At 38.2% G+C, this 17,271-nt stretch carries 10 protein-coding genes; 6 read left to right on the forward strand and 4 right to left on the reverse strand.

Going from position 1 to position 17,271, the window contains the following annotated elements:
• Positions 1-23 precede the first annotated feature (23 nt).
• Complete coding sequence (locus tag RFW85_RS18480; RefSeq protein ID WP_309171770.1) at positions 24-6,479, forward strand: DUF637 domain-containing protein; 6,456 nt, start codon at positions 24-26, stop codon at positions 6,477-6,479.
• Positions 6,480-6,491: 12 nt separating this feature from the next.
• On the forward strand, positions 6,492-6,773 hold the full coding sequence (locus RFW85_RS18485; protein WP_309171771.1) for a hypothetical protein: 282 nt from the start codon (positions 6,492-6,494) through the stop codon (positions 6,771-6,773).
• Between the two features lie 180 nt (positions 6,774-6,953).
• Here RFW85_RS18485 and RFW85_RS18490 read toward each other — a convergent pair whose 3' ends face one another.
• Positions 6,954-7,871 (reverse strand): LysR family transcriptional regulator, encoded by a 918-nt coding sequence (locus RFW85_RS18490; RefSeq protein WP_033850151.1) that lies wholly within the window; start codon positions 7,869-7,871, stop codon positions 6,954-6,956.
• A 98-nt stretch (positions 7,872-7,969) separates the two neighbouring features.
• On the opposite strand from RFW85_RS18490, the gene RFW85_RS18495 reads away from it, so the two are divergent.
• The 3 genes from RFW85_RS18495 (at position 7,970) to RFW85_RS18505 (ending at position 12,526) form a co-directional block, all read left to right on the forward strand.
• On the forward strand, positions 7,970-9,352 hold the full coding sequence (locus tag RFW85_RS18495) for an aspartate aminotransferase family protein (RefSeq protein ID WP_170248824.1): 1,383 nt from the start codon (positions 7,970-7,972) through the stop codon (positions 9,350-9,352).
• 106 nt (positions 9,353-9,458) lie between these two features.
• Complete coding sequence (locus tag RFW85_RS18500) at positions 9,459-11,027, forward strand: CoA-acylating methylmalonate-semialdehyde dehydrogenase (protein WP_170248825.1); 1,569 nt, start codon at positions 9,459-9,461, stop codon at positions 11,025-11,027.
• 107 nt (positions 11,028-11,134) lie between these two features.
• A complete protein-coding gene (locus RFW85_RS18505; protein WP_170248826.1) occupies positions 11,135-12,526 on the forward strand; it encodes an amino acid permease in 1,392 nt (463 codons plus the stop codon).
• 87 nt (positions 12,527-12,613) lie between these two features.
• Here RFW85_RS18505 and RFW85_RS18510 read toward each other — a convergent pair whose 3' ends face one another.
• Positions 12,614-13,699, reverse strand: coding sequence for an HlyD family secretion protein (locus RFW85_RS18510; RefSeq protein ID WP_170248827.1), 1,086 nt, complete (start codon positions 13,697-13,699; stop codon positions 12,614-12,616).
• The gene (locus RFW85_RS18515) at positions 13,696-15,273 is read right to left on the reverse strand and encodes an MFS transporter (RefSeq protein ID WP_170248828.1); all 1,578 of its coding nucleotides are present in this window, start codon (positions 15,271-15,273) and stop codon (positions 13,696-13,698) included. The genes RFW85_RS18510 and RFW85_RS18515 overlap by 4 nt, the downstream gene beginning before the upstream one ends.
• 166 nt (positions 15,274-15,439) lie before the next feature.
• Here RFW85_RS18515 and RFW85_RS18520 point away from each other — a divergent pair, with 166 nt between their 5' ends.
• The gene (locus RFW85_RS18520) at positions 15,440-16,063 is read left to right on the forward strand and encodes a TetR/AcrR family transcriptional regulator (protein WP_170248829.1); all 624 of its coding nucleotides are present in this window, start codon (positions 15,440-15,442) and stop codon (positions 16,061-16,063) included.
• Positions 16,064-16,156: 93 nt separating this feature from the next.
• On the opposite strand, the gene RFW85_RS18525 is transcribed toward RFW85_RS18520, so the two are convergent.
• Positions 16,157-17,044 carry an AraC family transcriptional regulator gene (locus RFW85_RS18525; RefSeq protein ID WP_170248830.1) on the reverse strand — a complete coding sequence of 296 codons (888 nt, stop codon included), beginning with the start codon at positions 17,042-17,044 and terminating at the stop codon, positions 16,157-16,159.
• Positions 17,045-17,271 lie beyond the last annotated feature (227 nt).

The raw sequence follows: 17,271 nt of genomic DNA on the forward strand, positions 1-17,271 counted from the left end.
TTACTTTAGAAAAGACTTAATTCATGAACAAGAATAGTTATCGCATTATTTATAGCAAAGCACGTCAAATGTTTGTGGCTGTGGCTGAAAATGTACGAAGCCAAACCAAGGCATCAGGCCAAAGTGAAGCAAGTACCCAGAACAATATTGATAACACTGAATCACAGGCATTTCATCAACTCTGGCAAGTGAAAGCATTAGTTGCCAGTATAAGTCTGTGGATGCCTTTAGCACCTGTCTATGCGGGTATTGTAGCGGACAGTGCCGCAAATGCTGCGAATAGAGCAGTGATTGGTGCCGGTAAGAACTCGGCAGGTACAGTTGTTCCGGTAGTCAATATTCAAACTCCAAAAAATGGGATATCCCATAATATTTATAAACAGTTTGATGTATTGGCTGAAGGGGCAGTCCTGAATAACAGCCGTCAGGGTGCTACGACAAAAACAGTAGGAAACGTTGCAGCTAACCCATTTTTAGCCACAGGCGAAGCGCGAGTTATTTTAAATGAAGTAAATTCATCAGCAGCTTCACGCTTTGAGGGGAACTTGGAAGTTGCAGGGCAAATGGCAGATGTGATTATTGCCAATCCGTCTGGTATTAGCATTAAAGGTGGTGGCTTTATTAATGCCAACAAGGCAATTTTTACCACGGGTAAACCTCAGTTAAATGCTGATGGCAGTATCAAGCAGTTTACGATTGACCAAGGAAAAATTACGGTTTCAGCGAACCCTAATTCTAAATTTGGTTTGGGGGGAAATAATAATGATGCAAATTATGTAGACCTCTATGCGCGTGCATTAGAGCTTAGTGCTGAACTACGTGCCAAAAATGATATTCAGGTGATTGCCGGGGCGAATAATGTCAGTGCAGATTTACAGGATGTTACTGCTAAAACAGGCACAGGAACTGCACCGACATTGGCGGTAGATGTTAAAGCGCTGGGTGGAATGTATGCCAACAACATCTATTTAATGGGAACTGAAAAAGGTTTGGGCGTGACTAACGCAGGGACGATTCAGGCAGTAAATAATCTGGTGATTACCAGTGCCGGAAAGATTGAACACAGTGGCACAATCAGTTCGACCAGTAAAACCCAAGGTTTAGTGAATATACAAACAACGGGTACTGGTGCAGCTGCCGACATCAACTCATCAGGCAGTATTAATAGTAATAGCATGCTAAATATCGATTCAGGTAATAACCTGAATGTAAATGCTAAAGAAATTATTATTAATAACGGCAGCCTAGCATCTTCACCTTTAATCGTTAATGCCAAAGGGAATATCAATCTGGCTGCTGATACCCGCATTATGGATGACTCACAAGGTGGGGATGTCTATATTGATGCAGCAAATATCAATCTTGCAGCGGGATCGGAACTCAAAAGTAACCGTGGTACAGCAACCATACAAGTACAAAAAGACTTGGTTGCAGCCAAAGGCGCAAAACTGATTGCTGCCAAAGATTTAAATGTTTTAAGTAACGGTAAGTTATCACTTACTGAGAACCATATACAGGCATCATTAGGTTCAATCAACTTACAAGCAAATTCAGCTAATACCCAAAATATCATTGACCTTCAAGGCGGGACGATTTATGCGGGTAAAGATTTAAATCTCTATAGTTCCGGAGATCTAAATCTAAAGAATCTTGGATTTTCACTTGAAAATGCTGCAACACGTGTCAAAAACATTAAAGCCTACAGTGGACGTGATCTGGTCTGGAATAATGCTGACAAGGCGCTTCCACTTATTACAGGTATAGTTCAGCTTGATGCAGCCAATAATTTAACCGTTACAGCAAAAGAAATTTCTAACAAAGACAGCATTCAACTACATGCCAATCAAATAGCACTCAATAGTGCACTGACTTCACAAAAGAATATTGATGTGAGTTCTGAAATTGCTGATCTTGTTTTAAGTCAGGCACTCAAGGCTCAAGGTGATATTAATCTAACCGCACTTGCTGGTGGAGTTACTGCAAATAGCTTAAAGGCCACATCTTCGGCTGGAAAGATTTCTATACTCGCGAATAAAAATATAAATTTAAACTCGACTCAAATAACCAAGGCGATGCCTTCAGCTGATAAAGATGAATTAACAACTGATCAGTCCGTTATTAGTGGTTTAAAAGGGGTAACGCTTGGCTCGATTGGTGATGGCACCGTTAACTTGCAATCGGTACAAGTTAATGCGAGTCAGGGTGATATATTAGTTTCAAGTAATAATGGAATAAATTTAAAAGCTAATAATGATGTAGTTGTTACTGCAAACAAGGGCCAATTTAAAACGGTAAATAATGTTCTAAAGGGACAAACGGTTTCGATAGAAAATAGCAAATCCGATATTAAAATCCAAAATACGGACCTCAGCTCTACGGTTGGTAAACTTGCGATCAATAGTAGAGCGGGCATGAGTACAATTATTGACAGCGTATTAACGTCAAAAGGTAATACTGAACTCTATGCAAAAGATTTACTGACTTTACAGGGCGTGAATGCTACTTCAGACCAGCATCTGGCAGTAAGCTCTGGCCGTACGGTTTATAGCAATGCTGAGTATACGCCAGCGACCAAATGGATTGCGAATAAAGTAACAAACTTAACATCTAAGGGTGTCACCTCTGTAACGGCTACAGGAAACCAAGTATTACAAAATACAAATTTAACCGGCGGAGCTGTTCTATTAGAAGCGGGTGGTTTTATTACAGGCCAGACTGGATTGAACTTGAATGCGGTTGGAAGTGATTTACTTAAGAATGATACAAAGTTAAATAGTTTAAATGGTGACCTAACAATTCAAACCAATTCTAACTTAACCATTGATCCTAAAGTTTATAGCTTAAAGGCGGTAGGTGATATTGAACTTGTTTCTAAAACTGGCACTTTAATTTTAAAAGGCTATGGCGGTACTGCGGGAAATGGATCGGAACAAGTCGTTAATTTGAATGCAGCGAATGGCGGTATCAATTTAGAGGGTGCTAAAGTTGATATTCAAGGTTCACAGTTAACAGCACAAAAAGATATTAAGATCGTTTCAAGTAAAGATGATGTGCTGATTGATGGGATAAAAAATACATTAAAAAATAGTTCTGCTGATTCAAAGAATATACTTAATATCGAAAACAATATTAAGGAAATTGATAAAAGTATAAATATTTTATCTAATAGTAAAGAATTTCAAGAAAGAAAAACACTCCTTGATAACATAAAAAAAACCAAAAATAGTCTTGAAGCAGCTATGTCATATTTGTTTGATGGGGCAAATGGAGAATATAGTGCTGGGGCTTTATCTAATGTAGATGTAAGTGATATTTTTTTCTATGAAAATGCTTATATAAAAACATATTCAGCATCAGAAGGAGATTCTGGAAGTTCTACATTTATAGTTATTCCTAGAACGCCTTGGTTACATGATGATGATAGTATACGTGGTTTTATTTCTTCAGAAAATTATAAAGTAATACCTTTACTAGATTCTTATAAAGCAGAAATTAAAAAATATAAGAGTTTAAACGAAAGTGAAAAAGTTAAAGAGTTAGAAAAATTAATTTCTAAACTTGAGTCTGATAAGCAATCAGAAATAAAATCAAAAGAATTATTAACTAAAGGAGTAAATGGCTCAGAACATACTGAAACTAAATTAACTTCAAAATCAGGGAATATAAATATTACTTCTGTTAAAGGTTTATCTATTAGTGGAGGAAATATTTCTGCTCAAATGGGACAGGTGAATTTAGAAGCAAGTGGTGTTGTAGCTGAACAGTATAAATCTTCAATTAGTACTGGGGCTAATCAGCCTCCAAAATCATTAAATGCAAGTATTATTATTGATGGCCATACTGATTTTTATGAGAATGGTACTGAAGGTGAAGGGAATTATAGTTTCAGAACATTAGTCAGCCCTACCATTATTAATGGGGATAAAGGCGTTAATATAAGAACTGTAGGTAAAACCAAAGATGATAATTTAGTTTTACAAGCTACTGGTATTACTTCAAAAAATGGTGACGTAAAAATAGAATCAAATAAAAGTATTTTATTTGATGCAGCTATTGAGCAAAGCTATGACCTGACCACTACGACTGAAAAGAAAAAATCATGGGGTGGTTTAAAGAAAAAGTATATTACGACTGTTTCTGAAAATAATGACACAAATGCTGCTTCAGTCGATATTTCTGGAAAGAATATTTCGATTGAAACGAAGAAACTAGATAAGTCAGTGAATGCTAAAACTCCAGATAATAATATTGATATTTATTCTGGGCGTTTTACTGCTGAGGGTGGAACAATTTCGATTAAATCTGGGGGAAATCTTAACTTTTACACTGTGGAAGAATCTTCTAGCAGTACAGTAGATGTTACAAAGAAAACTTCATATTCTAAACTTATCTCACTTTTAGGTTCATCAAAAACTACTACTAATACAACACGAACTCAGATTAGTGAATTACCTGCAAATTTAAAAGCAGATTATATTAATACGCAAGCGGTTGATAAGACGAAACTTGTGGGAACTGAGTTTGAATATTTAAAAGGGGCAACGATTGAAACTGGAGGAACACTTGAGTTAATAGCCGCTAAGACATCTATTACAGAGCTCTTAAAAAAAGAAAAAAGCTCATTAGCTTGGCAAGCTATGCAGGATAAAGGCTCAATTACTGAAACTGCTCAATTACCAAGTTTTAACGGTCCAGTTTTACCTACCTTTAAAGCCGCTGGTGGTTTAAGCGTGCAAGTTCCAATTAGTGAAAAAGATACTAATAAGGTAGAGCTGCGTGATGCGATTCTTGATTTATCTAAAAAACCAGGAAATGAATATTTAAAAGAATTAGTAAACCGAAAAGATGTAGATTGGCAAAAAGTTTTATTAACTCAAAAAGATTGGGACTATAAACAGCAAGGTCTTACAGCAGCTGGCGCTGCAATTATTGTGATTATTATAACAATTGTGACTATGGGCACAGGAACGGCAGCAGCAGCAGGTGCGGCTGGAGGAACAGCAGCAAGTGGAACAACTGTAGGTTTAGGCGCAAGTATGATTGGCTCTGCTGGTATAACTACAACTGCGGCTGGAGCAATTGTTCCATCTACCCTTGGTGCTATGGCAAATGCTGCTATTACAAGTTTAGCAACTCAAGCAGGTGTTAGCTTAATTAATAATGGTGGAAATATTGGTAAAACACTTAAAGATTTAGGAAGTAAAGATTCTATTAAGAATTTAGCGGCATCTGTTGTTACTGCTGGTTTAATGAGCCAAGTGGGTTCTGCATTAAATTTAAAACCAGATAGCACACTTTTACCAGACCGATTGGCTAATAATTTTGCATCGTCAGTAGGATCAACTTTAGTACAAACTGCGATTAAAGGGGGAGATCTCGGAGATAATTTACAGGCTGCATTACTAGCAGGTTTAGCTGGAGCATTACAAGGTGAATTAGCAAGCCAAATTGGCGATAACTTGGATAAGGTAGATCCTAAGTTTTGGGAATATACGATTCATAAAATTGCTCATGCTGCGGTGGGATGTGCAGCAGCGGCAGCTACAAAAGCAAGTTGTGAAGCTGGTGCAATTGGTGCTGGCGTTGGAGAAGTTGTCGCGAGTTATTTAAATGATCATACGAAAGTTTTAACCTTAGCCGAACAGCAACGGGTTTTAGATACAAGTAAATTAATTGCAGGTGCTGTAGCAGCATATGCAGGCTATGATGTAAATACAGCTTCAAATAGTGCAGAGATAGCTGTAAAAAATAATAATCTAGCAGTATTAGATCCATCAGCTTTTTTTAATGAAACCAATGTTCATGGACAGCCTGAAAATCTTAATGAACTATTTAATAAAATTGGAAATAATGTTCAATTTAGAGAGGGCGTAAATGGTTCGGTTTATTTGTGTGTGAGCAATAATATCTCACATTGCGTGGGACAGCCTATTACAAAGCAGCAAGCAATAGATAAAATTATTAAAGATCCTTTCATTAATGCAGCCTTAGTACTTGTTGAGTACACTCCCGCTGGACAGGGAAGAAAGTCTTTTATTAATATAGTGTCTTCAGTAGCACATAAATTACCATCTCCAACTAATGATCAAATAATAACGAAATGGCATGGAAGTGGGCCAGTATCAGGTGCAATAGCTGTCAATCCATCAAGTAATACATCTGCTTTGAAAAACTATTACCCTAAAAGTGGAGGTGTTGAGTTTATCTATGATCCTAAATCTAAAACTTTTGTAACAGGGAAAGTCGATGTATTTAAAAATGGATCACCACATGAACAACTTGTACAATCTATTGGTTTAAATCCAAAGACGAAAGAAATTGTAGGGGGGATGCTAACGAGAGGCAAGAATGGTGAGTTTCATACAACAGAAGCAAGTGGACATTATGGAACTAATTGGACTCCTGAAATTAGAGTACAATTTAAAGCTTTTCTAAAAAGTAAAGGCATAACTGTAGATCATGAGAACTGGGTGAAGTAAAGGGGATTATCAATGCAGGACATACGAGAAGGATTATTAATTCTTGAAAGCAACGAATTCGAAAATATCGAACAATTATACACTTATGATGAAATTAGAGAAATTCTTACTTTTGCCTTATCTAATAGTGTTTCAGAGTATTGGACAATATTAGCTTTAAACTTTTTGAGAAAAAAACCAGAGTATATTTCTGATGAAATAACATCAATGCTTAAGGAAATAATAGGTATGCCTAAAAGATATATGCAGAAAACTAGACACGAAGCATCAAAAATATTAAAAATAAAAATTTAAATAGAGTTAATGTATAAATATATATAGTGATTAAGCCAATTCTATCATGAAAATAGAATTGGCTTATTTTTTAAATTAATGAATATAGCTAGATTATTTAGATCAGTTGAATAATAGTTATCATTTTTGCAAAAGCATAAATAAGTAAAAATCTCTCAGATTGAAGAATATAAAATATTTCTAACCCGCAACAATCCGCTTCTCAAGCATCTCCATAAAGGTTTTTAAAATAATATTGTGATTTTTGCCCTTGTGAGTAATTAAACAAATAGGTGTGCTGTAATGCATTTTCTCCTTTGAAACAGCTTGCATAAAACCATCTTCAACCCATTTTTTTGCATAGTGATCGGGTAAAAAACCCAAGAATTTTCCAGTTAAAATCAGAAATGCGATGCCTTCACGGTCACTTGCTGTCGCCTTACAGTCTAAAAGCTGATGCAACTTTGCCGCTTCTGGTGTGATGGCATAATTAGGAAGGATTGCTTGCCATGTTTTTAACTCATCTAGATTCATGTTGCTGCACTGGCTGAACAACGGATGATTTTTGCCGCAATATAAAAATGAACTCTCGCTATATAAATCGAAATAGTCTAGGCCAGACAAAGGCGTAACAAGTGGAATAACGCCTGCGTGCAAACGGTTATCGAGTACACGGCATTCAATATCTGACAGAGTACTCATACTGATATTAATAATAACCTCGGCATGTTCCTCTGCAAGTTGGGTCAACGTATTGGTGATATAGCCTCTTGGCATCGTCACAAGGTTGTTAATAATTCCGATATTAAACTCACCCTTAAGACGATTATGCATTTGGTTAACTTTGGAGCGGAAGTCTTCAATCGCTGCCGTAAGTACTTCGATATATTCTAAAATTTCTCGTCCTTCATCGGTCAGGGCAAAACCTGCGCGACCACGTTGGCATAGTCGAATGCCCAGACGATTTTCTAAATCACTCATATGCAAACTGATTGCAGAACGGCTAATGCCAAGAATGCTTTCTGCAGATGTAAAACTATGACAGTCGCAAACCGTTTTAAATATTTTAAGTAATTTAATATCAAAATCAGTGACTTGATTTAATTTTTTGGGTTTCATTTAGTTTTGTTTTTTTAAATCTAAACTCAAGATAATTTGAATTTATCAAACTTATCTCGCTATGTACACTCAAAACCATAATTTGAAAATAAACAGGAATGGTTATGTTTGATACGGATAAATTCAGCGACTCTGAGCATACTTTGGATGCGGCTCAACCTAATAATAATATGCACATAAATTATCAAGCACACTGGATGCCTTTCTCAGCAAATCGAAACTTTGCTAAAGATCCGCGCATGATTGTGGGCGCAAAAGGATCATACCTAATTGATGATTCTGGCCGTGAAATTTACGATTCACTCTCAGGCCTATGGACTTGTGGTGCTGGTCATACGCTTCCTGAAATTCAACAGGCGGTAAGTGCACAATTAGGTCAGCTTGATTACTCACCAGCTTTTCAGTTTGGCCATCCGTTGTCTTTTAAGTTGGCAGATAAAATTGTTCAGCATATGCCTGAAAAACTACAACATGTTTTCTTTACCAACTCGGGCTCAGAGTCTGCAGATACGGCGATCAAAATGGCACGTGCGTATTGGCGCATTAAAGGTAAACCAAGCAAAACCAAATTGATTGGTCGTGCACGTGGCTATCATGGTGTAAACGTTGCGGGAACAAGCTTAGGCGGCATTGGTGGCAATCGTAAAATGTTTGGTCAGCTTATGGATGTAGACCATTTACCGCATACCTTGCAGCCGAATTTAACTTTTACCAAAGGCTGTGCAGAAACAGGTGGGGTCGAGCTTGCCAATGAAATGCTTAAGTTAATTGAACTACATGATGCTTCAAATATTGCAGCCGTAATTGTTGAACCTATTTCTGGTTCAGCGGGCTGTATTGTACCGCCAACGGGCTATTTACAACGTTTAAGAGAGATCTGTGATCAGCATAACATCTTGTTAATTTTTGATGAGGTGATTACAGGTTTTGGGCGTTTAGGGACATGGACAGGGGCAGAATACTTTGGTGTAACACCAGATATTTTAAATTTTGCCAAACAAATTACCAACGGCGCTATTCCACTGGGTGGCGTGGTGGCAAGCCACGAAATTTATGATGCCTTTATGCAGCAAGACTTACCAGAACATGCAGTCGAGTTTACCCATGGCTATACCTATTCGGCGCATCCGGTGGCTTGTGCGGCTGCTTTAGCAACACTCGATGTTTTAGAAAAGAAAAATTTAATCCATCAATCGGCTGCATTGGCTCCAAGTTTTGAAAAAATGCTGCATGGCTTAAAAGGCGCACCGCACATTTTAGATATTCGTAATTGTGGTTTGATTGGTGCGTTGCAGTTAGCTCCGCGTGATGGCGATGCCACAATCCGAGGCTTTGAGCTTGGTATGAAACTCTGGAAAGAAGGGTTCTATGTTCGCTTTGGAGGCGACACGCTTCAGTTCGGCCCAATGTTTAACAGTACAGAGGCTGATATTGACCGCTTAATGAACGCCGTGGGCGATGCGCTTTATCAAGTGAATTAAGGCTTATAGACATTTAAGAGCATTGGTAGCGTTATAGATGTTCTTTAAAAACCAAATGAAAAATACAGTTTGATCTGAAAACTAATTGTAGTAAGGAGTAACAACAATGACAAATGGCCTAGAAGATTTTAGCTATGAAGAAGTTTCAACTGAAAATAGTACGCATAGTGAACAAGCCAAAAAAGTGCTAGGGCATTTCATTCAAGGAAGAATTGTATCTAAAACGGCAAGAAAACAGCCAGTTTACAATCCTGCGATGGGTGAAATTAGTAAAGAAGTCGAAATTGCAGATGCTCAAACGGTAAATGAAGCAGTTCAGGTAGCCGAGCAAGCATTTCCTGCATGGCGCGATACACCAGTCATTAAACGTGCGCGTGTCATGTTTAAGTTCAAACAATTATTAGAACAAAATGCCGAAAAGATTTGTGCTTTGATTGGGCAAGAGCACGGTAAAATTTCTCATGATGCTCAAGGTGAATTGCAACGTGGTATTGAAAATGTTGAATATGCTTGCGGTGCACCAGAGCTTTTAAAAGGGGAATATTCAAAAAATGTCGGTCCAGATATCGACTCATGGAGCGAGTTCCAACCGCTAGGTGTGGTTGCAGGGATCACACCGTTTAACTTCCCAGCTATGGTAGCTTTATGGATGTTCCCAATGGCACTGGTCTGCGGTAACTGCTTTATTTTAAAACCTTCTGAAAAAGCGCCTTCTGCCGCTTTATTTTTAGCGGAGCTATTAAAACAGGCTGGATTGCCTGATGGTGTTTTTAGCGTTGTAAATGGCGATAAAGAGGCAGTTGATACGTTGCTACATCATCCTAAAATTCAAGCGGTTAGTTTTGTTGGTTCTACGCCTATTGCAGAGTACATATATCGTATGGCAACGGCGAGTGGTAAGCGTTGCCAAGCTTTAGGTGGAGCAAAAAATCATGCGATTATCATGCCTGATGCCGATATTGATAACGTAGTAACGTCATTGTTAGGCGCAGCTTTTGGTTCTTCTGGTGAACGTTGTATGGCATTGTCAGTAGCAGTTGCCATTGGTGATGAAGTTGCCGATGTAGTCATTGATAAGCTAACTCAAGAAATGAAAAAATTGAAGTTCGGCAACTATGCAGATGCAAGCAACGACTTTGGCCCACTGATTACCCAAGCACATAAAGACAAAGTACAAGCCTATATTCAAAGTGCAGAACAGCAAGGCGCAAAAATTGTGATAGATGGCCGTGATGCAAGACCGGCAGGCTATGAAAAAGGTTTCTTTGTTGGACCAACTTTAATTGATCAAGTCACACCAAACATGACCAGTTACCAGCAAGAGATTTTTGGTCCCGTTTTGCAAGTTATGCGTGTGAATAATATGCGAGAAGCCATGCAACTCATTAATGATCATGAATATGGTAATGGTACTTGTATCTATACTCGTGACGGTGAAGCAGCACGCTATTTTAGCAGTCACATTCAAGTCGGTATGGTGGGGATTAACGTGCCTTTACCGGTACCTGTTGCTTATCATAGCTTTGGTGGTTGGAAGCGTTCATTATTCGGTGATCTATATGCCTACGGTCCAGATGGTGTCCGTTTTTATACACGCCGTAAAACCATTACCCAGCGCTGGCCTTCAACACAGGTCCGTGAAGCAAAACAATTTGCTATGCCTACATTAAATTGATGAATAAAAGGGAAAACTCTGATTTTCCCTTTTTTGTTTCGTACAAGTTGGAGAAGTACATTTTAAAACGGTTTTAAAATCAGTTTGTCAATTTGAAGGAATCGAATATGAACAATGATAAAACAACAAAATTAGGTGAAGGACTTTCTAATCGACATATCACCATGATTAGCATAGGTGGTGTTATTGGTGCAGGTTTATTTGTAGGCTCTTCTGCTGCGATTGCAAAAGCAGGCCCAGCCGCTGTACTCGCTTATATAATTACAAGTATTTTAGTTTTTCTGGTCATGCGCATGCTCGGTGAAATGGCGGTCGCGCAACCAGACACTGGTTCATTTTCTACATATGCCCGTAAAGCAATTGGCCCTTGGGCAGGGTTTACCATCGGATGGCTATATTGGTGGTTTTGGGTGCTGGTGATTCCAATTGAAGCTATTGCAGGGGCTGAAATTTTACACGCATGGTTCCCGCAAATCTCAAGTGCTGTCTATGCGCTTGCTTTTATTATTTTACTTAGTCTGGCGAATTTTTTTAGTACCAAAAGTTTTGGTGAGTTTGAGTTCTGGTTTGCACTCATTAAAGTTATTGCGATTGTAGTGTTTATTATCATTGGAGCAATGGCTGTCTTTGGAATTTGGCCTTTAGCAACAAATGTCAGTGGTGTCGGCAATCTATTTTCAAATGGTGGATTTATGCCACATGGAATGGGCGGGGTTTTATCAGCAATTTTAATCTCGGCATTTTCATTTTTTGGAATAGAAATTCTTTCTATTGCTGCGGCAGAATCTAAAAATCCCGAAGAAAAAATTAAACGTGCAACCAATTTGGTGCTATACCGAATTATTTTATTCTTTGTTGTTTCTATTTTTCTTGCAGTTGCTTTGGTCGATTGGCGTTCACCAGACTTACAAAAATTTGGTACCTTCCAGTTTGTGTTAATGAGCCTGAATGTTCCTGAAACTAAACTGATTATGGATGCTGTCGTTTTTATTGCAGTTGCAAGCTGTATGAATGCCGCAGTTTACACTTCATCTCGCATGTTATTTGCTTTAGGTACGCGTCAGGAAGCACCGAGAGTTGTGACAAAAATTAATGGAGCAGGCGTACCAACCTCAGCTGTATTTTTATCTACGTTGATTGGTGTGGTCTGCTGTGCTGTCAACTATATGTTCCCGGGACAAGTCTTTGGGTTCTTGCTCTCAACCACAGGCTCAATTGCATTACTGGTGTATTTGGTGATTGCATTTTCACAATTGCGTTTAAGACATAAATGGGAAAAAGAGGGTACAGCTGTATCTTTTAAAATGTGGTTGTTCCCATGGTTAACTTGGTTTGTGATTTTAGTCATTATGACCGTTTTAGGTTATATGTTCTTATCACCAGCCTATAGTTATGAAACTACCTTATCTTTAGGTGTAACTTTGGTGGTGGTCATTTGCGGGTTGTTTGTCACGCGAAAGCGTAAAGCAACCAGATCGGTTGCTATGAACTTAGATTAATCATTCAATAAAATTAAATTGAATATAAATTAAAAAAGAGACCGTAAAAGGTCTCTTTTTTAATTTATATTCCAAGGTTTAGACTAATTATTTAGTCGTATCAATAGAGACTAAAACAGATAAACCAGGACGTAATAATTCAACATCTTTTTGATTTTCAATAAGCTTAATTCGTAAAGGAAGGCGCTGAACAATCTTGGTAAAGTTACCAGTCGCGTTAGTCGCCGAGATCGGAGAAAAAAATGCGCCAGTAGAAGGAGAAAAGCTGTCTACCACACCTTTTAATTCAACGTTATAAGCATCTACATAGACATTAACTGGTTGTCCAATCTTGATCTTTTTTAATTCAATTTCACGGAAGTTGGCTTCTACATAAACCTGATCTAAAGGAACAACCACCATGAGTGGATTACCAGCACTCACAAAGTTACCTACATTAGCTGACTTTTGACCAATCATTCCATCAATAGGTGCACGAACCTCTGTATAGCTCAAATTCAGTTTTGCTTTATCAAGCGCCGCTTGGGCTTGTTTAAGGGCTGCTTGTTTGGCTTGTACCTGAATCTTGTATTGGTTGAGCTGATACTGTGCATCAATCACTTTTTCTTTACTGCTGTCTAAGTCAGCATATTGTTCAGTCAATGTAGTCTTAGACTGCTGGGTAATTAATCTAGATTCCGCTCCAAGTGCCTGTAGTTGCTCATAACGCGCCGTATTATCTTTTGTGAGTTTAATTCCGGCTTCTACTTTTCTCAGCTGTGCTTCAGTTTCTCGAATAACAGTGGGTTGTCTATCCACTGCGAGCATTGCTTCACTCAGGTCAGCTTGCGCTTTGGCATAATTAGATTCAGCCTCAGCGAAAGCAGCTTGATAATCACGTGCATCAATCCGCGCTAAAAGTTGGCCTTTTTGTACGGTCTGGTGATCTTTAATGTAAATTTCCTCAATATTGCCCGACACTTTAGGGGCAATGGTTGAGTACTCTACATCTACACGTGCATCGTCTGTTTCAACAACCGAAGAGGGTAAAAATATAAGTTTTAAAACCCACAAAATAGATGCTAAGACAATAATAAACGCAATAGCCATAACCCAATGCTTTTTGAGAAATTGCACCTTGGTTAACTTGGGTGGTTCGGTATGGGTGGTGTCTTGGGCTTCGAGAGTACTCATAAAGATTTTCCTGAGTTATGACTATTCATTAACTTAATGAGAGCAATACGTGGCGGATAAGTTCGAACTGGCAAAATCAACATCACGATGAACAAAATAGCGGTAAGGCCAGCTAAGATGAGATATTGATCGCTAATAACTAAAACTGATTGTTGCGCTTGAATCGCAGAGTTGAGAGCAGATAAACCACCTGAAACACGATCTGCACCATTTGCGGTGAGCACAGGTGGAGTAAGTGGGTTAATAACAGGGCCTTGAATATTTTGGAAAACATGTTGAGCAGTATTTTCAATCAGTCGTGTTGAATGGTATTCACCGCGAACTCGATTGACCCAGTCCAAAATACAAACACCCAGTACACCGCTAATAGCACGCGGGGTATTAATCATAGGGGATGCATAAATTGCCATGGTTGGGTGAACGCTGTTTGTTCCCATCATTAAGAGCGAGAGCACGACACAGGTTTGTCCCAAACATGAGATTGCATGCCAAAAATAAAACTGTTCTTGATTCCATGTAGTATCAAGTTGACTTGCACCTATGCAACCCGCAATGACCAGAAGTAAGCCAAACCCGTGCACATATCGGCTATCCACCCACGCTTGGTTTAAAAGCTTCACAACAATAGGAATATAGATAAATTGCAATGCCGCAATTTGTAAGCCAATCCACATGGTCTGAGTGGGTTTATAGCCATGCACAGCACTTAAGTAATTGAGTGGTAATGTGCTGGTGGACATACCAATAATGACAAAGCAAAAGAGTGCGAAAACAGCATAAGCAAAATTTCTGATTTCGAGCATTTGCGGTTTAATGAGTGGTGAAGGATAGCGCCATTCATGTATGAAAAACCAAGGTAAAGTGATGGCACTAATTAAAGCTAAAACACAAATGAATTTAGAGTGGAACCAATCTAAATGATTTCCATGCAACAACATGGTGCTCAGGCTCGCTAAGCTAATAATTGCTAAAATGGCACCCATCCAATCGTAAGTTTTTATTCTTGAATAATTAAGAGGATCTTGGGGAATCCCAAAATACACCAGAGCAGCACTTAGCGCACAAAAAGGAATGGTTTGAAAAAATATCATTTTCCAGCCAATTACATCTAAATAAAAAGCTGAGAGTGCAGTACTTAAGTTGGGAAAGAACGTCGCAGTTAATGCATAGCAGGCTAATCCCCATAGCCGAATGTCAGGTCCTAAAAATCTAAGCGCACAGGCCATGAGTAAAGGAATGGTTAAACCATTAGCGAGGCCTTGTAAGCCACGTAATAGATAAAAGATTTCGATATTTGGACTAAAAGGAATTAAAACGCTAGAAAAAAGGCAAAGTCCTATGGCAAAAAGAAGAACTCTGCGCATAGAAAAAATGACTGCCCAACTCGTAGACAGGATCATTCCAATAATCATTGCACTTGCGTAAATACTGTTAACCCAATAACCCGAGTCGACACTAATGCCCATTGCACCTCGAATGTCGACTAAAGTAATGCTGGTAATTCGGTTATTAAATTCAACAGTCATTGCAGCAAATATTACACCTGCTAAACCGATGAGTGGCTTTGTATTCATCTTTTACCTTAAATCTTAAACATCAATTCATTGCACGGAGTAGATATTTACTGTACTGTACCGATCGGTACTCTACTCTTTAATTAAATTTCCGTCAATTCTCGATTTTGAACTTTTCGATGAGTTACACTTAGAACGAAATTGCTAAAATTTTTATAAGGTCAATATGTCTAGTTTAACGAAAGCTCATGAAAAAGATCAAAAAATTCTGGATGCAGCAACAAAGTTTTTTTTGATCCACGGCTTTAGTGGAACAACGACCGACATGATTCAAAAGGAAGCGGGGGTTTCAAAAGCTACTATGTATGGTTGCTATAAGAATAAAGAAGCGATGTTTGCAGCGGTGATCGAACGTCAATGTACCAACATGCAAAAACAAATTATTTTAGTTGAGACAAAAGCCGACAATTTACGCTCAGCTCTAACTGAAATTGGAAAGACCTATTTGTGTTTTATATTATCGCATTCAGGTTTGGCTTTTTTTAGGGTCTGTATTGCAGAAGCTGTAAGATTCCCTGAGTTATCTGAAAAATTCTTTGAATTAGGTCCACAGCGTCTAGCAAATATCATTGCAGGATATCTAGAAAAATCCGTTAGACAGGGCGAAATTGAATTAAGCTCTTCTTCAGAAGTTGCTGCGAATATATTTTTATCGTTATTAAGAAGTGATGCTCATCTAAAATGTTTGACGCATCCTGATTATTTAATATCAGAGAATGAAATTAGTACTTGGGTTGAGTATGCGGTTGATTTGTTTTTAAAAAATATCAATATTAAAAAAAGTATTTAAAATCACTCTAGGACAAAAAGATCCAAGTGCTGTGAATATTATTACTCAGTTAAAACTGATAAATAGAAAAGCCCTCAATATTCAGGATGTTTCTTATATATTCTTAATATCTACTGACGGAGAAACCCCAAAAAAACGTTTATATTCTCTAGAAAATTGCGACAAACTTTCATAACCGACTTGCATGCTGGTAGATGAAATGTCATATTCTTCGGTCATTAATAAACGCCGTGCTTCGGTCAACCTCATTCTCTTTTGATATTGTAAGGGACTCATGGAAGTTATATCCCTAAAATGTTGATGAAAACTTGATGCACTCATCCCCATTGTGCTTGCCAGTTCTTCAACACTAAATGATTTTGCAAAATTTGTTTTCAGCCATTCAATCGCTTTCACAATTCGATGCCCTGTAGTGCCTGCCGCTACAATACGTTTAAGTCGATCGCCTTGTGGGCTCATCAATAAACGATAAAAAATTTCCTTAATAATAAGAGGAGACAAGATGGGAATGTCTTGTGGCGTATCTAGTAGTTTTATTAACCGTATAAACGCATCATTCAGCTCTGAATTGACTACTCCAACCGCCATTCCTTTTTTCTCAGTATTTACATCTTTAAAAGGAATATGCGCCTCAAGCATGATTTGGGCGAGTACATACGGGTCTAGGCGTAACACGATTGAAAGATAAGGTCGTTCAACTGAAGCTTCAAGAACCTGAGCAATTACAGGCAAATCAATTGCAGTAAAAAGGAAATGGTTAGAGTCGTACGTATAGGTTTCTTCGCTAAGAATCACCTGTTTTTTTCCTTGAGCAATCATACATAGACTGGCATCCATCATGCTGCTACTTGGTTGGGTCAATGTCTCTGCACGATATAAAGTCAGTCCCATAATAGCTGTTTCGAATGTACCTTTTTCTCGGGTCCATTGATTGACAAGTTGAGCTAATTCTTGATTACTGTCTAGAGACCTATTCGCCATTCAGATTCTACCGATTACCCTCTGTGTTTTTATTGTAGGCATTTCAAATAAGAAAAATAGTGAGAAGTACAACAATTCGGAGGATTAGGCAAATCTGTGAGAGGAATAGAACAACACTCTACAACTTTCATTTTTATACTGAGGAACATGGCAAAAAACTGATTGATTCAATTTTGCTGGATCACCGTTCCCAAAACGTATTCATGGGTTTTCAAAATCAATAGCCA

Origin of the sequence: Acinetobacter sp. 12966, from assembly GCF_031196995.1 — a bacterium.
Taxonomy (GTDB): Bacteria; Pseudomonadota; Gammaproteobacteria; order Pseudomonadales; family Moraxellaceae; genus Acinetobacter; species Acinetobacter geminorum.